At 69.3% G+C, this 21,748-nt stretch carries 18 protein-coding genes; 4 read left to right on the top strand and 14 right to left on the bottom strand.

What is annotated here, in order from left to right:
• Positions 1-130: 130 nt before the first annotated feature.
• On the bottom strand, positions 131-1,612 hold the full coding sequence (locus ACFYMC_RS12365) for a hypothetical protein (protein ID WP_388522812.1): 1,482 nt from the start codon (positions 1,610-1,612) through the stop codon (positions 131-133).
• A gap of 408 nt (positions 1,613-2,020) precedes the next feature.
• On the opposite strand from ACFYMC_RS12365, the gene ACFYMC_RS12360 reads away from it, so the two are divergent.
• The gene (locus ACFYMC_RS12360) at positions 2,021-2,686 is read left to right on the top strand and encodes a bifunctional DNA primase/polymerase (protein WP_388522810.1); all 666 of its coding nucleotides are present in this window, start codon (positions 2,021-2,023) and stop codon (positions 2,684-2,686) included.
• 157 nt (positions 2,687-2,843) lie between these two features.
• Here the strand turns inward: ACFYMC_RS12360 and ftsY are convergent, their stop codons facing one another.
• A complete protein-coding gene (ftsY, locus tag ACFYMC_RS12355) occupies positions 2,844-4,067 on the bottom strand; it encodes a signal recognition particle-docking protein FtsY (protein ID WP_388522807.1) in 1,224 nt (407 codons plus the stop codon).
• A 142-nt stretch (positions 4,068-4,209) separates the two neighbouring features.
• On the opposite strand from ftsY, the gene ACFYMC_RS12350 reads away from it, so the two are divergent.
• Both ACFYMC_RS12350 and ACFYMC_RS12345 read left to right on the top strand, forming a co-directional pair.
• Complete coding sequence (locus ACFYMC_RS12350; RefSeq protein WP_388522803.1) at positions 4,210-5,658, top strand: cytosine permease; 1,449 nt, start codon at positions 4,210-4,212, stop codon at positions 5,656-5,658.
• Between the two features lie 57 nt (positions 5,659-5,715).
• A complete protein-coding gene (locus ACFYMC_RS12345) occupies positions 5,716-6,702 on the top strand; it encodes an LLM class flavin-dependent oxidoreductase (RefSeq protein ID WP_388522800.1) in 987 nt (328 codons plus the stop codon).
• 45 nt (positions 6,703-6,747) lie between these two features.
• On the opposite strand, the gene ACFYMC_RS12340 is transcribed toward ACFYMC_RS12345, so the two are convergent.
• The 4 genes from ACFYMC_RS12340 to ACFYMC_RS12325 all read right to left on the bottom strand — a co-directional run bounded on the left by ACFYMC_RS12340 (position 6,748) and on the right by ACFYMC_RS12325 (position 13,067).
• Positions 6,748-8,172, bottom strand: coding sequence for a sugar porter family MFS transporter (locus tag ACFYMC_RS12340; protein ID WP_388522797.1), 1,425 nt, complete (start codon positions 8,170-8,172; stop codon positions 6,748-6,750).
• A 200-nt stretch (positions 8,173-8,372) separates the two neighbouring features.
• The gene (locus ACFYMC_RS12335; protein ID WP_388522795.1) at positions 8,373-12,047 is read right to left on the bottom strand and encodes an AAA family ATPase; all 3,675 of its coding nucleotides are present in this window, start codon (positions 12,045-12,047) and stop codon (positions 8,373-8,375) included.
• 197 nt (positions 12,048-12,244) lie between these two features.
• Entirely contained in the window at positions 12,245-12,457 is a 213-nt protein-coding gene (locus ACFYMC_RS12330; protein WP_388522792.1) for a hypothetical protein, read from the bottom strand.
• Positions 12,458-12,785: 328 nt separating this feature from the next.
• The gene (locus ACFYMC_RS12325; protein WP_388522790.1) at positions 12,786-13,067 is read right to left on the bottom strand and encodes an acylphosphatase; all 282 of its coding nucleotides are present in this window, start codon (positions 13,065-13,067) and stop codon (positions 12,786-12,788) included.
• Positions 13,068-13,281: 214 nt separating this feature from the next.
• Between ACFYMC_RS12325 and ACFYMC_RS12320 the strand changes: the two genes are divergently transcribed.
• Positions 13,282-14,127, top strand: a complete 846-nt coding sequence (locus tag ACFYMC_RS12320; RefSeq protein WP_388522788.1) for a CAP domain-containing protein — start codon at positions 13,282-13,284, stop codon at positions 14,125-14,127.
• Positions 14,128-14,291: 164 nt separating this feature from the next.
• On the opposite strand, the gene mutM is transcribed toward ACFYMC_RS12320, so the two are convergent.
• The 8 genes from mutM to recG all read right to left on the bottom strand — a co-directional run bounded on the left by mutM (position 14,292) and on the right by recG (position 21,730).
• Positions 14,292-15,146 (bottom strand): bifunctional DNA-formamidopyrimidine glycosylase/DNA-(apurinic or apyrimidinic site) lyase, encoded by an 855-nt coding sequence (mutM, locus tag ACFYMC_RS12315; protein WP_388522785.1) that lies wholly within the window; start codon positions 15,144-15,146, stop codon positions 14,292-14,294.
• A 107-nt stretch (positions 15,147-15,253) separates the two neighbouring features.
• Positions 15,254-16,153 carry a ribonuclease III gene (gene rnc, locus ACFYMC_RS12310; RefSeq protein ID WP_388522782.1) on the bottom strand — a complete coding sequence of 300 codons (900 nt, stop codon included), beginning with the start codon at positions 16,151-16,153 and terminating at the stop codon, positions 15,254-15,256.
• A gap of 19 nt (positions 16,154-16,172) precedes the next feature.
• The gene (gene rpmF, locus ACFYMC_RS12305; RefSeq protein WP_003965982.1) at positions 16,173-16,346 is read right to left on the bottom strand and encodes a 50S ribosomal protein L32; all 174 of its coding nucleotides are present in this window, start codon (positions 16,344-16,346) and stop codon (positions 16,173-16,175) included.
• Between the two features lie 2 nt (positions 16,347-16,348).
• Entirely contained in the window at positions 16,349-16,987 is a 639-nt protein-coding gene (locus ACFYMC_RS12300; protein WP_388523081.1) for a YceD family protein, read from the bottom strand.
• Positions 16,988-17,158: 171 nt separating this feature from the next.
• Complete coding sequence (locus ACFYMC_RS12295) at positions 17,159-18,229, bottom strand: cell division initiation protein (RefSeq protein WP_388523078.1); 1,071 nt, start codon at positions 18,227-18,229, stop codon at positions 17,159-17,161.
• A gap of 129 nt (positions 18,230-18,358) precedes the next feature.
• A complete protein-coding gene (gene coaD, locus ACFYMC_RS12290; protein WP_388523076.1) occupies positions 18,359-18,838 on the bottom strand; it encodes a pantetheine-phosphate adenylyltransferase in 480 nt (159 codons plus the stop codon).
• A 29-nt stretch (positions 18,839-18,867) separates the two neighbouring features.
• Positions 18,868-19,485: a 16S rRNA (guanine(966)-N(2))-methyltransferase RsmD gene (gene rsmD / locus ACFYMC_RS12285; protein ID WP_388522779.1), complete on the bottom strand. Its 618-nt coding sequence runs from the start codon at positions 19,483-19,485 to the stop codon at positions 18,868-18,870.
• A gap of 37 nt (positions 19,486-19,522) precedes the next feature.
• Positions 19,523-21,730: an ATP-dependent DNA helicase RecG gene (gene recG / locus ACFYMC_RS12280; RefSeq protein ID WP_388522776.1), complete on the bottom strand. Its 2,208-nt coding sequence runs from the start codon at positions 21,728-21,730 to the stop codon at positions 19,523-19,525.
• Positions 21,731-21,748 lie beyond the last annotated feature (18 nt).

The following is a 21,748-nucleotide window of genomic DNA, read 5'->3' as shown; positions in this document are numbered from 1 at the left end:
ACGTGCCCATGAACGGGTCGAAATGATCGGCCGGCCGCGGCGGAGCGCCCTGGTGACGTGCGGTGGGGGAACCGTGTCGGGCCAAAAAGGGGCTGCTGCCGCGGCCGGGGACGGAGGGAGACCAGAGGTCTCAGACTGCCTCGGCGGCCTCCGGGAGCTGGGCCGCGAGCTTGTCGGTGAGGCGGACGACGTCGGCGACGTCACGGTAGTCGCGGGCCGCCGTGTCGAGGGTCTTGCGCAGTCGGGTGTTCACCCGCTCCGAGCGCACCTGGCGGGCCACCTTCATGGCCTCTTCGGCCAGGACGGCCGCTTGCTCCGGCTCTTTCTGGAGCAGGTTCACGGTGGCCATTCCGATCAGGTTCAGGGCGTAGGAGCGCTGGTGCTCGCCGTCCTGGGCGAAGAGCTCGACGGCCCGCTCCATGACGGGTGCTGCCAGGGAGGCGTAGGTGGGACTGCGGCCCGCGACATAGGCGAGGTCACGGTAGGAATGGGCGTTCTCGCCGTTGAGCTCAGCAAGCGAGAAGAAGCGGATCCAGTCAGGATCCGGGTCGGCCGCGAGGTCGGCGTCGCTGAAGGTGTCCTCGGCCATCCGTACCGCCCTCTTGCAACGGCTGGGTTGGCCCATGTTGGCGTAGGCGCGCGCCTCCATCGCATACAGCATGGCCTGGGTGCGCGGGGTGGCGCAGTCACGGCTGCCGTACTGGGCGAGGTGGATCAGCTCCAGGGCGTCCTCGGGCCGCCCCAAGTGGATCATCTGACGGCTCATGCCGGAGAGGATGTACGAGCCGAGGGGCTTGTCCCCGGCTTCCTTCGCCGCGTGCAGGGCGAGTACGAAGTACTTCTGCGCGGTGGGGTGCAGGCCCACGTCGTAGCTCATCCAACCGGCGAGTTCGGCGAGTTCGGCGGCCACTTTGAACAGACGTCTGGTGATGTGTGCCGGGTGGGGCTCCTGGAGCAGGTCGGTGACCTCGTGGAGCTGACCCACGACGGCTTTGCGGCGCAACCCGCCGCCGCATTGGGCGTCCCACTGGCGGAACATCACACTGGTGGCTTCGAGGAAGTCCAGTTCCGGTTCGGAGAGGCACTGGGCGCGACGGCCGGGGGTCACGAGTTCGACGGGGGCCTGGGAGATCTCGGCCGAGGGTGCCGGGACCAGCCAGCGTTGCATGGGCTCGACGAGGGCGGGACCGGCGGACAGGGCCAGGGAGGTGCCCAGGAACCCACGACGGGCCAGCATCAGGTCGCTTCGTGAGAACTCGTTGAGCAGGGCGACGGTTTGCGGGCCCGCCCACGGCAGGTCGACGCCGGACGCGGAGGGCGACTGGTGAGCGGTGCGCAAGCCGAGTCCCTCGACCGGGACGACGGTGCCGAACCGTTCGGAGAAGAGCTCGGAGAGGATCCGCGGGATGGGCTCCCTGGGTTGTTCCCCGTCGAGCCAGCGGCGCACCCGCGAGGTGTCGGTGGAGATGTGGTGCGCGCCCATCTGGCGTGCCCTGCGGTTGACTTGACGAGCCAGTTCCCCTTTGGACCAGCCACTGCGGACGAACCAGGACGTCAGCTGCTGGTTCGGGCGCTTGTCAGCCGGAGTGCCGTTCGCGCCGTTGCCGCCCACTGGAACGCCCCCATCCGCTCAGCCTCATCGCTGGGCTCCTCGCGCCGCCGAACGGCCGCACACCTACCCCTTGTTTGCCTCCGGCATACCCATATCCGCCGAGAGCCCAAGGATGCATGTACCGAAAGTAATCCTACGATCACCCCTACAGCGAGGTGGTTTTGGGAAACGCCACCATTCGCCACCCCTTCGAATGAACTCGCGACCCACGGTTGGCGCTTCACTTGACATCGGACGGCCGGGACTGGGCGGACCGATGTGCACTGGGGCGCGTGCGATGCCACACGCGCCCCAGCAGGGCGCCGGCCCCACCCCACCCAGCCGCCGTGGGGACCGCGCGACCCCCGTATCCGCTCGCGGACGCAAGGGAGTCGTAACCACCGGCCAGCTCGACCCGTTGGAGGGGGCATGGGCTTCACGATCGGCAGCAGCCGGACCAAGGAGATCCGCACCGGCTCACGGCGTCGCGGCCGAATGTCGGAGTGCACCGCGGTGGCCGAGTACACCGGGCTGTGGGGATGGGACACGGCCCCCGGTGCCCGGGCGGCATCGCCCGGCCGGGACTGTTCCTGTGGCGAGCAGGACTGCGCCGCTCCCGGTGCGCATCCGCTGCCCTTCGTCCACGAGGTCAAGGCCGGCGCGACGCTGGACGAGGTGACGCAGGCGTGGGCCGCCCTACCGGGCGCCTCCGTACTCCTTCCGGTGGGTCGCAGCTTCGACGTGATCGAGGTCCGCGAGGCGGTGGGCCGGCGCGCCGTCGTCAGGCTGGAGCGGATGGGCCTGCCGCTGGGCCCCGTGGCCGCCACCCCGGACGGACGAGCTCAGTTCTTCGTGGCCCCGGGGGCAGCAGCCGAACTGCCGCAGCTGCTGTACCGGATGGGCTGGGACGACGCCGACCTCGACCTGCGCGCCCTAGGCGCCGGTTCCTACGTGACAGCGCCGCCCTCCGACCACGCCGGCCTGGGCCCGGTGAGTTGGCTGCGGGCACCCACCCTCGACTCGGCCGGACGCCCCCCGCAGGCCCGCCTGTTGCTCGGCACCCTCGCGTACATCTGCCACCGACTGCACCCCTAGAGTCACCGCACGGCCGGAGGGCCGAAGGACCTCCACCGCCGAGCGCACCCCCGAACGCCTCCCTTCCCCAGGAGGCTGCACCACCCCCCATGCGTCAAGTGCCCCGCCACTTCCTGAAAGGGAAGGTGCGGGGCACTTGGCGTTTCTTCGGGACAGATCAGTCGCCGATCAGTGCGTCCACGAACGCCTCCGGCTCGAAGGGCGCGAGGTCGTCAGCGCCCTCGCCCAGCCCGACGAGTTTCACCGGGACGCCGAGCTCACGCTGAACGGCGATCACGATGCCGCCCTTGGCGGTTCCGTCCAGCTTGGTGAGGACGATCCCGGTGATGTCCACGACCTCGGCGAAGACCCGCGCCTGCACGAGCCCGTTCTGCCCGGTGGTGGCGTCGAGGACGAGGAGCACCTCGTCCAGCGGTCCGTGCTTCTCCACGACCCTCTTGACCTTGCCGAGCTCGTCCATCAGGCCGGTCTTGGTGTGCAGCCGGCCGGCGGTGTCGATCAGCACCACGTCAGCGCCCTCGGCGATGCCCTCCTTGACCGCGTCGAAGGCGATGGAAGCCGGGTCGCCGCCCTCCGGGCCGCGTACGGTGCGCGCGCCCACCCGTTCGCCCCAGGTCTGGAGCTGATCGGCAGCGGCGGCCCGGAAGGTGTCGGCCGCGCCCAGCACGACGCTACGCCCGTCGGCGACGAGCACCCGGGCCAACTTGCCGGTGGTGGTGGTCTTGCCGGTGCCGTTGACGCCCACGACCATCACGACGCCGGGCGTGTCGAGGCCGCTCTCGGTCTTCACGGCGCGGTTCATGTCGGGGCCGATGATCTGGACGAGCTCCTCGCGGAGCAGCGAGCGCAGTTCCTCGGGGGTGCGGGTACCCAACACCCGCACCCGCTCCCGCAGCCGCTCCACCAGTTCCTGGGTGGGGGCCACACCGACGTCCGCGGTCAGCAGGGTGTCCTCGATCTCCTCCCACGTGTCCTCATCCAGGTGTTCGCGGGAGAGCAGGGTCAGCAGACCCTTGCCGAGCGAGTTCTGGGAGCGGGAGAGTCGGGCGCGCAGCCGGATCAGCCGGCCCGCGGTGGGCTCGGGCACCTCGATCTCGGGGGCGGCCGGCGCCTCGACGATGGCGTCCGGGACACGGGCCGGCGCTTCTGCGGCGGCCTCCGCATCGGGGAGCACGACCTCTTCGATCGTGCGGCGCGGCTCCTGCACCGTCGGTGCGGCGTCCTCGCCGACCTGCGGTTCGGCGGGCGGAGCAGTGATGGTCGGAGTGCTCGGCGGGGGCGGGGGCGGAAGCTGCTTCTTACGGCGGCTGCCGACCACGAGCCCGCTGATGACACCGACCGCGACCAGGGCGATGACTACAGCGAGAATGACGATGTCCATAACGGGTCCAGTATCGGCCACGGGTGACCCGCACCCTGGACCTGCACCCCCCAATCAGCGCCAATTTCGCTATTTGTGGTTTGGCGGGCAATCCGGTGATGATGGACAACTCCCCCTCCCCCGCTCGTACCACGGAGTGTGCATGCCTGCCGAGTCCGACGGCGTGATAGAGACCCGCGGCCTGGAGCCCGTTCCCGATGAGGAGCGCACCGGCCGGGTCCGCGAGCTGGTACCGACCTGGGTCGCCGCCAACATCAGCGTGCTCCTGCTGACCATGGGGGCCGGGCTGGTGGTCTCGGGCGGGCTCAACCTGTGGCAGGTGCTGGTGGTGGCGTCGGCGGGGCCGCTGGTCTCCTACGGCCTGGTGGGGTTGATCTCGATCGCCGGCAAACGAGGTGGTGCGCCGGGGATGGCGCTGTCGCGTGCCGTCTTCGGCCAACGGGGGAACCTGCTGCCCGGCTCCCTCATCTGGGTGGCCCGCTGGGGCTGGGAGACCATCAACGCCGTCACCGGCGCCTACGCCCTGCTGACGGTCTTGGACCTGCTCTTCGAAGTGCGCAGCAACACCTTCCTGATCGTCCTCACCCTGTTGTTCTTCGTGGGCTGCACCTTCCTGGTCTCCGGCCTCGGCATCAACGCGCTGCGCGCCTGTAGCACCTGGTCGGCCTATCTGTTCGGGGCCTTCAGCGTGCTGGTGCTCGGCTACCTGGTGGTCGACACGGACTGGACCGCCGTATTCGGCCGGCCGGCGGGCTCCTCCGCAATGATGATCGCGGGCATCGGCACCATCGCCGCCGGCGGCATCAGCTGGGTACCCTCCGGTCCGGACTTCACCCGATACCTGCCGCAGACCGCCTCCGCCACGGGTGTGGTGGGGGCGACCGTCGGCGGGGCCGGGGTGGTCGTCCTGCCCATGGTCCTGATGGGAGCGGTGATGGCGGTGGGCACCCCCGATCTGGCGTCAGCCCAGGACCCGGTTTCCTTCATCGGGGAGTTGCTGCCCCTGTGGATCGCCGTCCCGTACCTGCTGATCGCCCTGGTCGGCATGGTGCTGATCAACTCGATGTCGATGTACTCGGCCGGCTTCACGGCGCAGACCCTGGGCATCCGGGTGCCGCGCGCCTGGGCCGTGAGCGTCAATGCGGTCATCAGCCTGGTCGGCGGGTTCCTGCTCATGGTCGTCGCGACCAGCTTCTTCGGTGCCTTCATCTCCTTCCTGACTCTGCTGGCAGTGGCGTTCTCCGCGTGGATCGGAGTGTTCGGCGTGGACATGCTGCGCCGGAAGAGCTATGACGCCGAAGCGCTCCTGGACACCACGCGATCCAGCGCCTACTGGTATCGGGGCGGATTCGCCTGGCAGGCGATGACCGCATGGGGCTTCGCACTGCTGGCCGGCCTGGCCTTCACCCGGGTGGACTGGTTCAGCGGCCCGCTCGCCGGGACCTGGATCGGCGAGAACGGCCTGGGCTGGGTGGTGGGCGTACTGACCTCCGCCGGCCTTTACGCCGCGCTCGTACGGGCGAGGCCGACCGCGGAGCCCGGGCCGACCTCGCAGGGTGAACCGGAGCTCGCCGCAGCCCTACCAAACTGATGGAACGTCAGTTACGGTCCCCCTCCCGGTACCGATCGGCGAAGGGGGACTTCCGCCATGCCTGTCACCGTGGCCCGCTTCAACCTGACCGACCCGGACGGCACACCCGACACCCTCGCCGCTCGCTACCAGGCCGCGCTGGAGATGGCACGGTACGCGGACGCCCATGGCGTGGACACCGTGCAGACCGAGGAACACCACGGCACCGCGAACAACTGGCTCCCCTCCCCCTTCACCTTCGCCGGCGCGGTCCTCGGCGCTACCCGGCGGATCTCCGTCACCATCTCCGCGATCATCGGCCCGCTCTACGATCCGCTGCGCGCTGCGGAGGACATCGCGGTACTCGACCTGATCGGCAAAGGTCGCCTGGTGACGGTGGCGGGCATCGGCTACCGGCGCGCCGAATACGAGCAGCACGGGGTGGAGTGGAGCCGGCGCGGACGGCTCCAGGACGAACTGCTGGAAACCCTGCTACAGGCATGGAAGGGCGAACCGTTCGCCTACCGCGGCCGGACCGTCCAGGTCACCCCCCGCCCCCACACCCGACCACACCCCCTGCTACTGGTGGGCGGTAGCTCCAAGGCCGCAGCCAGACGCGCGGCCCGGCTGGGACTGCCCTTCTTTCCCAGTGCCCACCTTCCGGAACTGGAGCAGTACTACCGCGAGCAGCTCGAAGAACACGGCACCGAGGGCTTCTGTCTGATGCCCCCCGCCCAGACGCCGCTCCTCCACATCGCCGAAGACCCCGACCACGCCTGGAAGACCTACGGCCAGCATTTCCTGCACGAAGCCGGCACGTACGCCTCCTGGCAGTCCAAGGACATCCGCTCAGCCGTCCGTTCGAATGCCCGGGGGGTGTCGGAGCTGCGGGCCGAAGGCGTGTACCGCATCCTCACTCCGGACGACGCGGTCGCCAGGGCACGTGAGGCCGGAGAAGCGGGGAACCTCGTCCTGCATCCGCTATGCGGGGGCATGCCCGTCGACGAAGGCTGGCGCAGCCTGCAGTTGCTCTGCGAACAGGTGTTGCCCCGGCTCAGGGAATGAGCCGGGGCAACACCTGCCGAGAAGGAGAGGGGCGAGGCGGGGAGGTTAGCCCATCTCCTCCAGCGCCTTGCCCTTGGTCTCCGGCACCCACTTGAGCACGAAGGGGATCGAGAGCAAGGCGAAGAAGGTGTAGATCATGTAGGCGCCCGAGAGGTTCCAGTCGGACAGGGTCGGGAAGGTGACCGTGATCGCCCAGTTGGCCACCCACTGGGCGGAGGCGGCCACGCCGAGGGCGGCGGCACGGATGCGGTTGGGGAACATCTCCCCGAGCAGCACCCAGACCACCACGCCCCAGGAGAGCGCGAAGAAGAGCACGAAGCAGTGGGCGGCGACGAGGGCCACTGTGCCCTGCGTGTCGGGCAGGGTGATCTCGCCGTCGAACTCGCTCTTGTACGAGAAGGCCCAGGCGGCCAGGCCGAGGGAGATCGCCATGCCGGCGGAACCGATCAGGGCGAGCGGCTTTCGGCCGATGCGGTCCACGAAGATCATCGCGATCACGGTGCCGACGATGTTGATGATGGATGTGGTGAACGAGTACAGGAACGAGGTCGTCGGATCGATGCCGACCGACTGCCACAGCGAGGAGCTGTAGTAGAAGATCACGTTGATGCCGACGAGCTGCTGGAAGAGCGAGAGCCCGATGCCCACCCAGACGATGGGCAGCAGCCCGAACCGACCGCCGAGCAGGTCCTTGAAGGTGGACTTGTGCTCGGAGCGCATGGCCAGGTCGATCTCGGCGACCCGGGCGTCGGCGTCGATCCCGGAGCCTTCGACCTCGCGCAGCACCTCCTTGGCCCGCTCGCGTTTGCCGACGGCCACCAGGAAGCGGGGGGATTCGGGGATGACGAAGGACAGCAGCCCGTAGAGGGCCGCCGGGATGACCATCACGCCCAGCATCCACTGCCATGCCTCAAGGCCGCCGATCTTGCCGCGCTGTTCACCGTCGGCGAGGTTCAAGATTGCCCAGTTGACCAGCTGTGAGATGGCGATGCCGATGACGATGGCGGCCTGCTGGAAGGAGGCGAGGCGACCTCGGTAGGCGGCAGGCGAGACCTCCGCGATGTAGGCCGGCCCGATCACCGAGGCCATGCCGATGGCGAAACCGCCGACGACGCGCCACAGGGCGAGGTCCCAGAGGGCGAACGGCAGGGCGGAACCGACGGCGCTTGCGGTGAAGAGCAGCGAGGCGATCTGCATGCAGCGGATGCGGCCGATGCGGTCAGCGATCCGTCCGGCGGTGGCGGCGCCCATCGCACAGCCGATCAACGCGGCGGCGATGACCTGGGCGAGCGCCTCCGACCCGATGTCGAACCGACTCCTGATCGCCTCGACCGCGCCGTTGATGACGGAGCTGTCGTAACCGAAGAGGAATCCGCCCATCGCTGCCGCAGCGGCGATGAAGATGACGTGGCCGAGGTGGTCGGGATGCGACGCGCGGCCTCCGGGCGTTGCTGACGCGGTGCTGGTCAAGGTGGGCTCCTGATGGTTTTCCTTCTAGTGGTGCACAGGACCAGTTGGGCCACCACTCGCCAGGCCTTCGCGGCCAACCCGAGCCTATGCATTCAACTTCCGAAGTCAAGACTTCATTGATCACCATTTTTGGACGAGCCAGAGGTCCCATGCGTACATAATCTGAACACAAGCTTCGGGCGGGTTGCGCACCAGGGTGATCAGCGCAGCCGCTGGCTGATCACCTTCGAGACACCGTCCCCCTGCATCGACACCCCGTAGAGGGCGTCGGCCACCTCCATCGTCCGCTTCTGATGGGTGATGACGATCAGCTGCGAGCTCTCCTGGAGCTCCCGCATGATGCCGATCAGCCGCTGCAGGTTGGTGTCATCGAGCGCCGCCTCCACCTCGTCCATCACATAGAAGGGGCTGGGCCTGGCCTTGAAGATGGAGACCAAAAGGGCAACCGCCGTCAGGGAGCGCTCACCACCCGACAACAGTGACAGCCGTTTGACCTTCTTCCCCGGGGGTCGCGCCTCCACGTCCACCCCCGTGGTGAGCATGCTGTCGGGGTCGGTCAGCACGAGGCGCCCCTCACCGCCGGGGAACAGCCGGGAGAAAACCCCTTCGAACTCACGCGCGGTATCGCGGCAGGCCTCAGAGAACACCTGCTCCACCCGCTCATCGACCTCCTTCACGACCTGAAGGAGATCAGCACGGGTCTTCTTGAGGTCCGCGAGCTGCTCGCCGAGGAACTGATGGCGCTCCTCCAAGGCCGCGAACTCCTCCAGGGCCAGCGGATTGACCTTGCCGAGCTGCTGGTACGCACGCTCCGCGGCCTTCAGTCGCTTCTCCTGCTGCATACGGTTGAACACGACCGGCTGATTGCGCGGGTGATCGGGGTCGCCCGGAAGTTCCTCACCCTCGGCCGGCAGGGCCGGCGGTACTGGCTGATCCGGACCGTACTCGGCGATCAGCCCGGCCGGCTCCACCCCCAGCTCCTCCAGTGCCCTGACTTCCAACTGCTCGATGCGCAGCCGCTTCTCCGCGCCGAGCACCTCCCCGCGGTGCACCGAATCGGTCAACTTGTCCAGCTCGGCCTTGATGTCACGACCACGGACCCGCGCCGTGGCCAGTGCCCCCTCGCGAGCGGCCTTCGCGGCCTCCGCGCACACCTGCTCCTCCTTGGCCCGCACCAGGGAGGCCTCGACATGGGCGAGCAACTGACGGGCGCCGGCGGAGACCGCTCCCGCCACCGCGACCTCGTGGCACAGCCGGGACCGTCGTCTCTCGGCCCGAGCCCGCGCCTCTCGTTCGGCCCGGGCTCCCCGGTCGAGTGCATCCGCACGGCCAGCCAGCGCCTTCACCCGCTCCTCGTGGGTGCGCAGTTGCAGGCGGGCCTCCATCTCGGTCTGTCGGGCGTTCGCCCCGTCAGCGGCAAGTCGGTCCCGGGAGGACGTGTCCGGTTCCTCCTCGACCGGCATCTCCTCGGCACTGAGCAGCCGCTCGGTCAGCTCCTCCACCTCGGCCAAGGCGTCATCCAACGCCTCCTGCGCCCGTGCCGAAGCCGCCGCGCTCCGCTCCGCCTCACCACCGGCTCCCCGGGCCTGACCTGCGAGTCTCCCCAACTGTTGGGCCGTTGCCGAGCGCTCGCGATCCGCGGCCCGCCGGCGCTGGTCCAGCTCCTCGGCCCGCGCCGCGGCTTGGAGGCGGGCCTCCGAGGAGGCCTGCTGGTCGGCCACCAACACCTCGCACCGGCCCGTCAACCGGGCCAACTCCGCTGCCGCCTCGTCCACGGACGCCTGCACCTCCAGCAGGCTGGGCGCCCCCGCTGAACCACCACGAGCGAAGTGCGCACCGAACACGTCGCCGTCCGAAGTGACCGCCACCAGCTCGGGGCTGTCGGCGACGAGTGCGCTGGCCTCCAGCAGATCGATCACCACCACGTAGTCCCGCAGCACCCAGCGCACCGCCGCCAGCAGTTCCTTCGGTCCCTGCACCAGCTCCGCCACCGCGGTGCGCTTCCGCGGGACCACCGCCACCGGCACCGGGCCGCTGACCGCTCGGGGCACGGGAGCGGCGGAGGCTGGTGCTGCGCCCCCACCCTCGGCGCCGACCTGCCCGGCCGGCGCCGAGCAGGTGGCCTGGGGTGGTACTGACACGGCAGGTTCCTGGGTCGGGCCGGCCAGCAGCAGCGTCGCCCGCCCGGCGTCCTCGGCCCGCAGCAGGGACAGGGCCTCAGCCGCTGCGGCGGGGCCTGCCATCGCGATCGCGTCTGCCGCCGTGCCCAGGGCCGCGGCGACCGGAACCTCGTAGCCCGGCGCCACACAGAGCAACTCGGCGGCGGGGCCGAGCACCCCGGCGAGCTGGTCACGGGCCTGCAGGATCGCACCTGTGCCGTCCTTGCGGCGCAGCCCCAGGGACAGCGCCTCGTGGCGCGCGGCAACCGCCGCCCGTTGTCGTTCAGCGGTGGTCACGGCTTCCCGGACGACACCCAGGGCGGATTCCGCCGCCGCGAGTTCCGCGCGGGCGCTCTCGTGCTCCTCGGCCAGGGCGGCGTCCGCCGCTTCCAGTTCCTCGACCTCCGCCCGCAGTTCCTCGTACTCCTCCTGCGCCCGCACCGCCCGCTCCGCAGCCGCCTCCTGAGTCTCTGTGAGCCGGTCGATCTCAGCCTGGGCGGCGCCTGCCCGCGAGCGGGCGGCGCCGACCTTGCCGTGCAGCCGGGCAAGGCCCTCGCGCCGGTCCGCGATCGCCCGCGCCACGTCCTTGAGCCGACGTTCCTCGGCCGCCAGGGCCCGCTCCAGTTCGGCCCGGTGTTCGACGGTGTCCTCCAGGGCTCGACTCGCCGCGTCCAGCGCGGCTTCGAGCTCGGCTTCCTGTTCCCGGACACGGGCCGCCTCTCGCTCCAGCTCCTGCGGATCTCGACCCCGGCGCTCCTCGTCCGGCGCGGTGCTGGCGCTCTTGACCCGGGCGTCGGCGAGCGAGACCGTGCCCCGGACCCGTTCCGCCAGGCGTGAGAGTTCCACCCAGTTCCGCTGGGCACGGTCCAACCGTGGGACCAGTTGTCGTACTTCTTCCTCCAGCTGCGCTTCCTGGCGCATGGCCGCCGCGAGGTCGGCCTCCGCGACCTGTTTGCGTTCCTTCAGCGCCGCCTCGTCGGCGATCTCCGCATCGAGGGCGGAGCGGAGCCTGACCAGGTCGTCGGCGAGGAGTCGGAGCCGCGCATCCCGTAGATCCGCCTGGATCACCGCCGCCCGACGGGCCACTGCTGCCTGGCGTCCCAGCGGTTTGAGTTGGCGACGCAGCTCCTCGGTCAGGTCCTGGACCCGGGCGAGGTTCGCCTGCATCGCGTCCAGCTTCCGCAGCGCTTTCTCCTTGCGCTTGCGGTGTTTGAGGACGCCGGCAGCCTCCTCGATGAAGGCGCGGCGCCCCATGGGGTCCGCGTGCAGTACGGAGTCGAGCTGCCCCTGGCCGACGATGACGTGCATCTCACGGCCGATGCCGGAGTCGGAGAGGAGTTCCTGGATGTCCAGCAGCCGGCAGGTGTCACCGTTGATCTGGTACTCACTGCTGCCCCCGCGGAACATGATCCGCGTGATGGTGACCTCGGCGTACTCGATCGGCAGCGCGCCATCGGAGTTGTCGATGGTAAGGGACACCTCGGCGCGACCGAGCGGCGGTCGCCCGGTGGTTCCGGCGAAGATGACGTCTTCCATCTTGCCGCCGCGCAAGGATTTCGCGCCCTGTTCACCCATGACCCAGGAGAGTGCGTCCACCACATTGGACTTGCCCGAGCCGTTGGGACCCACCACACAGGTGATCCCGGGCTCGAACCGCAAGGTGGTGGCTGAAGCGAAGGACTTGAAGCCGCGCAGGGTCAGGGCCTTGAGGTGCACACCGCCGGACTCTACCTTTCACGTCTGGTTTCACCCATGAACGTGCAGGGCAGATCAGCCGTTAAGGATCGTCCGGCGGTGATCGCGCCTGGGAATCAAAAGCAAGAAGGGACGCCGAAGCGTCCCTTGCACGTGCGTGCTCGCATGGTTCGTAGCGGTTGACAGGGCAGCCCGACCGGCCCTTCACACGGACTGGGTCAGGTGAGCGCAGGCTCCGCCTGGGGTACGTCGAGGTCGATGCTGTTCAGCAGCGAGTCGTCGTGATGAGCGGCGGCGGTCAGCGCGTCGTTCTCGGACTGAATCCGTACGAGCTCGGACTCAAGGTCCTGGACGCGCTGCTGAAGCCGTCGCATCTCGGCGAGGAGTCGCGGGTCGGAACCGCCGACGTAACCGAGAAGCGCCTTTGCCATGATGGATGGTCCTCCACACTGAGTGACCGACCGAAGCGGTGTGGGTCGTGAGGGAATCGCACCCGCCGCGTCCGGCAGTGTTCGTGGTCACTGCGGTTCTCGTACCAACACTGCCAAACAGCTCAGGTGCGCGGGGCTTCCAGCGTCTCACCAAAAAGTTTGACGGTCAACACGATCACGCCCCGTATCCGTCGGCGGTCATGACCACGCCAGCACGGCGGGAATGTCCTGCGAGAGCCCGCTCGGGTGACGACTCGCCGGTAACGGTCCTCCGTACTGCCGAGCCTTCCACGAGTCGCCGCGCCCGGCAACCGGCCCAGGAGGATAATCAGCGGATTTCGAAGCTTCCGTATCCACCGCGCGGCGCACCCCATATTTCCGTCACCCCGTCGACGCGCCCCGGGGTGGCGGGGGAACGCAACCAGTCGAGCAGGCGGTGGCAATTCTCACGTTGACCCTCGGCCACGACCTGTACCCGGCCGTCGTCGAGATTCAGCGCGAACCCGACGATCCCCCCGATCTCCAGAGCGTTTGCCCTGGTAAACCAGCGGAAGCCTACTCCCTGCACACGGCCGCGTACCCAAGCGGTCAGCCGGACGTCATCACTCATGTCAGAACGCTAACGGGACAATCCCTGCGCGAGCACATCACCCCTGGTTCCGCATGGGCTACAGTCGCCGCTCGACAGCCTCACCCGAACGGATGAGGCCCGGGTGGATCTCCTCATCAGCGTTGATCTTGAGCCGAGTTGGTCCCCGGTCTGCACGTCAAGGAAGGCACAGCGGATGGGACGCCATCGAAGTCCACGCCAGGGGCGCAGGTCCGTGCCGGTACGAACCGGCCTGCTGGGCGTGTCCGCGGCCATGGCCCTCGGGGCCACCGCGGTGGCAACCGGCCTGGTGCCCGTGGGAGATGAGTTCATCCTCGGCAGCAGCGGCGACCCGGACACCCGGGCACGCGCGGTCACCACCCCGAGCACCGCTCTGTCCCAACAGGGTGGTGCCGACGGCCTCCCCACCGAGCAGCCCAGCCAGCGGCACGGCGCCGGCACCATCCGTACGGGTGGCAGCCCGACCCCCGACACACCCGCCTCCGCTTCCGTGAACCCGACGCCGTCCGCAAAGCCCTCGGCGGCGCCCAGCCCGACCACGGAAAAGACCGAGCAACCCCCGAAGACCACGGCGCCCAAGCCGAAGACCTCGCCGCCCGCGCCGAAGCCCTCACCGCCGAAACCGGCCCCCACCACGGCCAAGCCGAGCCCCCCGCCGGTGCAGCCGCCCGGCGGCGACACCGCCTCCAACGAGGAGGCCGCGGTCCTGGCGCTGGTGAATCAGGAACGCGCCGCAGCTGGTTGCCGGCCGCTGACCATGGATCCCGCCCTCGCTGAACTCGCGGGCGCCTACAGCAAGGACATGGCCATCCGGGGCTTCTTCGACCACACCGATCCCGACGGCCGCTCGCCGTGGGACCGGGCCGAGGCGGCGGGGATATCCGGTATGGCCGCGGAGAACATAGCCCGGGGCCAGGCCGATGCCCGAGCCGTCATGACCGCCTGGATGAACAGTCCCGGCCACCGCGCGAACATCCTCAACTGCGAGTACCGCACCCTGGGCGTCGGCGCCTACCTGGCTGACGGCGGCCCCTGGTGGACGCAGAACTTCGGTTTCTAAGACGCCCTGGTCCACAGCCCCGGCCCCGCGGGAACTCCCCCACGGGTGCCGCGCGTTAAGAGGGCGGAGACACGGGACGACGGTGCTGGATCGACCGTCGCGTCCGGGGCCGGGACTGGGGCCCTGGCCCCGGACGGTTCCTGTCCCACGGCGGGGGAAGCCTGCTACGGGCGCGGCGCTCGCTGGCAGCGCGGGCAGTAGTAGCTCGACCGGTTCATCCAAGGACGCCGGCGCATGGGCGTACCGCAGCGGCGGCACGGTTCATCCTCTCGCCCATAGGCGTCGAGCGACCGGTCGAAGTAGCCGGATTCGCCGTTGACGTTGACGTAGAGGCTGTCGAAGCTGGTGCCGCCGGCCGCGAGAGCGGCGTTCATGACATCGCGTACATGACCCAGCAGCTCGACGCTGCGCGCCCTGGGCAAGGTGGTCGTGGGCCGCTCGTAGTGCAGTCGGGCTCGCCAGAGCGCCTCGTCGGCGTAGATGTTTCCGACTCCGCTGATCAACGACTGGTCCAGGAGGGCACGTTTGAGAGTGCTGTGCTTGGCACGCAGGGCCTGGTGGTAGGCGGCCTCGTCGAACGCGGGATCCAGGGGATCACGGGCGATGTGCGCGATGACGTCCGGCAGCCCCTCGGAGGTGTTGTCGTGGAGGGACAGTCCCCCGAAGGTCCGTTGGTCCACGAAGCGGAGCTCGGTGCCCGTGGCATCGGCGAAGCGGATACGGACACGCAGGTGCTTCTCGTCGGGGGCGCCTTCGGGCTGGACCAGGAGTTGTCCGCTCATCCCGAGGTGCCCGAGCACGGAGACGCCCTTGTCCTCCAGAGGTACCCAGAGGTACTTGCCGCGCCGGCATGCCGCTGCGAACCGTTGGCCGACCAGCCGAGCGGCGAAGTCCGCAGCGCCAGCCGGGTGCCTACGCACCGCGCGGGGGTGGAGCACCTCGACGCCCTCGACCGTCCGGCCGGCGACCCAGCGCTCCAGCCCACGCCGGACGACCTCGACCTCGGGCAGCTCGGGCACGTCAGTCCTCCGGTGGTATGGGGGTGGCAGGGTACCTCGGTGCCAAAAGGCCCCGCCCCGGTCCCAGTGGTGTGGGGCCGGGGCGGGAAAGTGCCTGAAGGAACGGTTCAGGTGGTGGTGTCGGCGGCGGGTTTCGGCGCCCCGCCGTCAGTACCGGCCCGGCCCGCGGAGGCGTCCTCACCAGCGGGGTCACCCGTGGCGCGGTCGACCGGTGCGGCCTTGGTCGCACCGGCTTCGGCCGAAGCCTTCGCCTTCGCTTCCGCGGCTTCCCGCTCGTCCGCAGCCGCACGGATCGCGCGCCATGCGGACTCCGCCGCTTGCTGTTCCGCTTCCTTCTTGCTGCGGCCAGTGCCGGTGCCGTACGAGACACCACCGACGCGGGCGGCAGCCGTGAAGGTCTTTTCGTGATCCGGGCCTGTCTCGGAGACCAGGTATTCCGGTACGCCAAGGCCTTCGGCCGCGGTGAGTTCCTGGAGGCTGGTCTTCCAGTCCAGTCCGGCACCGAGGTTCGAGGACTTCTCGATGAGCGGGTCGAAGAGCCGGTGAACCAGCTCCGAGGCCGCGTCGAGTCCCTGATCGAGGTAGACCGCACCGATCACCGCTTCAAGGGTGTCGGCGAGGATGGACGCCTTGTCCCGGCCGCCCGTGCCCTCTTCGCCCCGGCCGAGCCGGATGAAGGAGCCGAGTTCGAGACCGCGACCCACCTCCGCGAGCGCACGAGAGTTGACCACAGCGGCCCTCAGCTTGGCCAACTGGCCCTCTGGAAGGTCGGGGTGGGTCCGGTACAGCGTGTCGGTGACCACCAGGCCGAGCACGGAGTCCCCGAGGAACTCCAAGCGCTCGTTGGTGGGTAGACCGCCGTTCTCGTACGCGTACGAACGATGGGTCAGCGCACGCACCAGAAGGGCGGACTCAAGGTGATACCCGAGCCGCCCTTCCAGAAGCGTGTGGGACGAGGCCGCGTTGTTACTGTCCGCCTGCTTCTTGGCGCTGGACAGTTCAGACATTGCGCCTCTCACCAACCGCTCAGACCTCGAGGACCTGGCGCTTGTTGTAGGTGCCGCAGCTCGGGCACGCGATGTGCTGCAGCTTCGGCTCCTGGCAACGCTCACACGAAACCAGGGTGGGGACCGCAGCCTTCCACTGCGACCGGCGGTGGCGCGTGTTGCTGCGCGACATCTTCCGCTTCGGAACAGCCACGGCTACTTCTCCTGCTTCTCGTCGACGCCCGCTTCGGCGCCGCTCATGTTGTCCTTCTCGTCGCCCTGATCGGTTACGACGAGTCCTTGCAGTGCCGCCCAACGGATGTCGACGGCGTCGTGGTGGTGGTCCGGGTCCTCGTTCAGGTTGGCCCCGCACTGGGAGCACAGCCCGAGACAGTTCTCCCGGCACACCGGCTGCGACGGCAGTGCGAGCACCACCGCGTCCCGCAGCACAGGTTCGAGGTCGAACAGGTCGTCCTCGACGTAGTACCTGTCCTCGTCGTCCTCGGCGTCGTCGGCCGGCTCCGCCTTCGGGCGGCCCCGGGCATCGGCGTCAGGGTACGAGAACAGTTCCTGGAAGCGCGCATTGAGCTCCAGCTCAAGCGGCTCCAGACACCTTACGCATTCGCCCACAGCCGGTGCCACGGAGATGCCTGTGACAAGCACCCCTTCCATGACCGACTCCAGACGGAGCCCGATCTGCATCGAGGCGCCTTCCGGCACTGCGATGACACCGGCGAGACCGAAGTCCGCCGGCGCCGGAACGGTGCGGGACACCTTCTGCTGCGCACCAGGACGCCGACCCAGCTCGCGCGTTTCGAACACGAGGGGCTTGCGGTGGTCGAGGCGGGTGCTCAGGGCCGTTCCTGCTTTCGGATTCGCTGGGGCGCTGCCGGATCGTCTCCGCGAGAAGACGTGTACGGGCAGCAGTGATCGCGTCGCACACGCGCGACCGAAGAGCCAGGATACCCGCCGCTCCGCCTCAGGCCCAATCCGGGCCCGGGACGGGACGCGGACCCGGTGCCCGAGTCAGCGGCCCTGCTCGTAGGACCGGAGTTGGTCGAGGTCGATCATGCTGGTGTCGAAGAGGCTGGTCTCGTCCAGGGCGGGCTGCGCCGGGTGGACCGCCTGCTGCTGCGGATAGCCGTAGGCGTCCTGGTGCTGCGGCTGGTAGGCGTAGGGGTCCGCGGACTGCCGCGGGTCGTACTGGCCCTGGTACCCGCCGGACACGGCCACCCCGCCGGTAGCGGGATAGGGCTCCGGCTGCGTGTACTGCGGGTAGCCGGCGTAGGGGTCGGGCTGCTGCGCCGGCTCCTGCTGGTACGCGTACGTATCGCGTTGGTAGTCCGGCTGCTGCGGGGGCACGGGCGCCGCCGGCTCGGCGAGGCCGGCCAGGAAATCCGCATCGCTGGCGGGTCGACCGCCCCCGTCGGCGGCGTCCTGGGCCGCCACATGGGCACCGAGGTCGTCGGTGGCCACCCGCCCCAGGAGCTTCTGCCGGCCGCGACCGACCGCTTCCAGGGTCTTGCTCAGCACCGCCTCGAAGGCCCCCAGCTTGGCGTCCACATAGGCATCGGCGTCCTGGCGCAGGGTCTGGGGGTCCTGGCTGCGCTCCGGGGCGTCCTCGTCAGCGAAACCGTGGTCGTCAAGGCCGGGGCCACGGCCCAGGAGCTTCTCCCGCCCCCGGTCAACGGACCCGATGGTCTTGGTGAGGACGACCTCGAAGTTCGCCAGCTTGCTGTCGACGTAGTCATCGGCTTCGGCGCGGATCTCCTCGGCTTCGGCCCGGGCCTCGGTGAGGACCCGGTCGGCCTCGCCGCGGGACTGCCGCACGACCTCGGTTTCGGAGATCAGCGAGCCGCGCTGGCTGTGTGCGGACTCGATGATGCGGTCGGCCTCGGCACGGGCGTCCTGGACCATCTGCTCCCGGCCCCCGATGAGCTCCCGTGCCTGCTCCAGGGAGCCGGGCAGGGCCTGGCGCACCTCTTCGAGCATGGCGAGCAGCTCGGCGCGGTTGACCACGCACGAGGCCGACATGGGCATGGACCGGGCGCTGCCGACGGTCTTGACGATCTCGTCGAGCTTCTTCTGCACGTCCACCTGGACTCGCAACTCTCTCGGCTGTTGAAGAGACGGACGGGACGACTGTACGGCTTCCGACTGCCCACCCGACACCAGCTGAAGGAGCGTCAGTTGCGCCGCCGCTCCTCCCACGTCGGCGCAGGGACGTTACTTCCGCCCCAGCCGTTCGATCAGCGCCTCATGGACCATCGCGGGCAACAGGTGGGAGACGTCGCCGCCCCAGGCCGCGACCTCCTTGACCAGAGAGGAGGACAGGAAGCTGTACGTGGGGTTGGTGGGGACGAACAGCGTTTCGACCCCGGACAGTCCGTTGTTCATCTGGGCCATCTGGAGCTCGTAGTCGAAATCGCTGACGGCCCGCAGGCCCTTGACGATGGCGGGGATGTCCCGCTGCTTGCAGAAATCGACCAGGAGACCGTGGAAGGCCTCGACCTCGATGTTCCCGTAGTCGGCAGTGGCCTGGCGAATCAACTCGATCCGTTCCTCCACCGTGAACAGTCCCTGCTTCGACTGGTTGATCATCACGGCCACATGTACGACGTCGTACAGCTTGGAGGCGCGGGCGATGATGTCGAGGTGTCCGTTGGTAATGGGGTCAAACGACCCCGGACAGACGGCGCGGCGCAACTGAACTCCCTCGCTCTCCGGTCCGGTCATCATGAGTCTTCGCTGCTGAAGGCGGCGCGACCGTACCAAAGGGTCCCCTCGCCGTATCGCCGGGACCTGAGCGGCTCAAAGCCGTCGGGCCACCGGAACTCGCCGCCTCGTGTGCTGCGCTCCACGGTGACGATTGCGTCTGCCGTGAGCCAGCCCTGAGCGCCGAGTGTGAGGAGTATCTCGCCAAGATCACCGTTGCCGACCACGTACGGCGGGTCGAGGAAGACGATGTCGTAAGGAGCGCCGGCGGCGGGCCCCTTGGCCACCTGTTCGGCTCGGCCGGCCCGGAACTCCGCCCCCGGCAGGCCGAGGGCGCGGATGTTCTCCCGAATCGTGCGCCCGGCCCGGGCGTCGGCCTCCACGATCAGCGCGTGGCCCGCTCCCCGGGACAGCGCCTCCAGCGCCACCGCCCCGGATCCGCCGTACAGGTCCAGCACGCGGGCCCCGCCCAGCGGCCCGTACAGGGACTCCCAGGTGGAGAACAGCCCCTCGCGGGCCCGGTCCGAAGTGGGCCGGGTGCCGGTGCCGGGCGGGACGGCCAGGCGTCGGCCGCCGGCCGCACCGGCGATCACGCGGGTCATGGGGTGGTCCTTCGCTTGAGGGGTCGGGAACCGCACGCAGGAGTACGGGCATGTCAACGATAGGCCGTATCCGTCAGCCCTTCTCCAAGTACTGCTCTCGCTCGGCGTCGACCAGTGCGGCCAGTGCCGTCCGCAGGCCCGGAAGTCGCACCAGCTCCGGATCGGCGCCTACCACGGCCACGGCCTCCTCCCGGGCCTGGGCGATGACCTCCTCGTCCGCGATGACGGCGAGCATCCGCAGTGAGGAGCGCACTCCCGACTGGGCCTGGCCCAACACGTCTCCCTCACGGCGTTGCTCCAGGTCGATCCGGGAGAGCTCGAAGCCGTCGAGAGTGGCGGCGACCGCCGCCAGCCGGGCCCGCGCGGGGCTGGCCTCCGGCATCTCGCTGACCAAGAGGCACAGGCCAGCCGCGGAACCGCGCCCCACCCGTCCGCGCAACTGGTGCAACTGGGAGACCCCGAAGCGGTCCGCGTCCATGATCACCATCACGGTGGAGTTCGGGACGTTCACCCCGACCTCGATGACGGTGGTGGCGACCAGCACCTGCACCTGACCGGCGGCGAAGCGGCGCATCACTTCGTCCTTGTCCGCCGGGTCCATCCGACCGTGCAGCACCTCCACGCTCAACCCGGCCAGCGGACCTCCGGCCAGTCGGGCGGCGGTCTCCAGCACGGCCAGGGGTGGCCTCTTCTCGCCCTCGTCCGCATCGGCTCCGGCAGGCGCCTTCTTCTTCGGCTCGTCCTCGCCGTCGCCGATGCGGGGGCAGACCACGTACGCCTGGTGCCCCTTGTCCACCTCCTCGCGGACCCGTTCCCATGCACGGGCCAGGAAGTGCGGCTTGTCCTGGGCCGGAACCACGTGGGTGGCGATCGGTGAGCGTCCGGCAGGCAACTGGTCGAGAACGGAGGTCTCCAGATCTCCGAAGACCGTCATGGCGACGGTGCGCGGGATCGGAGTCGCGGTCATCACCAACAGGTGCGGGGGCTGTTTGCCCTTGCCCCGCAGTGCGTCGCGCTGTTCCACGCCGAAGCGGTGCTGTTCGTCGACGACCACCAGGCCGAGGTCGTGGAACTGCACCTTGTCCTCGATCAGGGCATGGGTGCCGATGACGATCCCCGCCTCGCCGGTGACCAGGTCCAAGAGCGCCTGCCGGCGGGCGGGCGCCCCCATCGAGCCGGTGAGCAGGACGACCTTGGTCCCCTGTTCGCTACCGCCGAGCATGCCTCCCTCGGCGAGCTCGCCCATCATCTCGGTGATCGACCGGTGGTGTTGCTGGGCGAGAACCTCCGTCGGGGCGAGCATGGCTGCCTGCCCGCCGGAGTCCACCACCGCCAGCATGGCCCGCAGCGCGACCATCGTCTTACCCGAACCCACCTCGCCCTGGAGGAGACGGTGCATCGGGTGCGGGGTGGCGAGGTCTTCGAAGATCTCCCCGGAGACCTTCAGCTGCCCCTCGGTCAGGGTGAAAGGCAGCGTGGCGTCGAAGGAGTCGAGCAGCCCACCGGGCTGCGGGCGTCGGGCAACGGCCGGGAGCTGGCCGTCGGCGAACCGACGCCGGGCGAGGGCCACCTGTAGGACGAAGGCCTCATCCCACTTGAGCCGGTGCCGGGCTTCCTCCACCTCCATCCGACTGCGCGGCCGGTGGATCTTCCGCAGGGCCTCGGGGAGGGGAGCCAGGCCCCGGTCGGCCCGCAGAGCCGGCGGCAGCGGATCGAGGGCTTCGCCGGCCCGGTCGAGCACCGCGTCGACGGCTTTGGAGATCTTCCAGGACTCCAGCTGCTTGCAGGCCGGATAGATGGGGATCAGCCGTCCCGCGAAGGCGTCCACGGCATCGGCGGCACTGGCCTCGGCGCCCAGGGGCTCATAAGCGGGGTGGGCGAGCTGGAGCTTGTGGTTGAACTTCGAGACCTTGCCCGCGAACATCGCCCGGCTGCCGGGCAGCAGGTCCTTGTGGGGTTTGTGGATGCCCTTGCCGAAGAAGACCAGTTGGAGGCGACCGCTGCCGTCGGTGATGGTGACTTCCAGACGCTTGCCCCGGCCCTGGTTGAAAGTGAGGATCCGGGCGTCGGCGACCTGCGCGACCACGGTCACGTGCTCGTCCAGCGGGAGCTCCGACAAGGGAGTCAGCTCACCGCGTTCCGCGTACCGCCGGGGATAGTGGTGCAACAGGTCACCGACCGTGTGCAGGTCGAGGTGTTCGGCCAGCACCTTGGCGGTAGCGGGGCCGAGCGACTTGTGGAGTGGTTCGTCGAGCGCGGGCACGGGTTCATTCCACACCATGACGCCGACAATCGGGAT

Source organism: Streptomyces sp. NPDC006879 (assembly GCF_042869595.1).
GTDB lineage: Bacteria > Actinomycetota > Actinomycetes > Streptomycetales > Streptomycetaceae > Streptomyces.
This window is presented reverse-complemented; position numbering and strand designations above follow the sequence as displayed.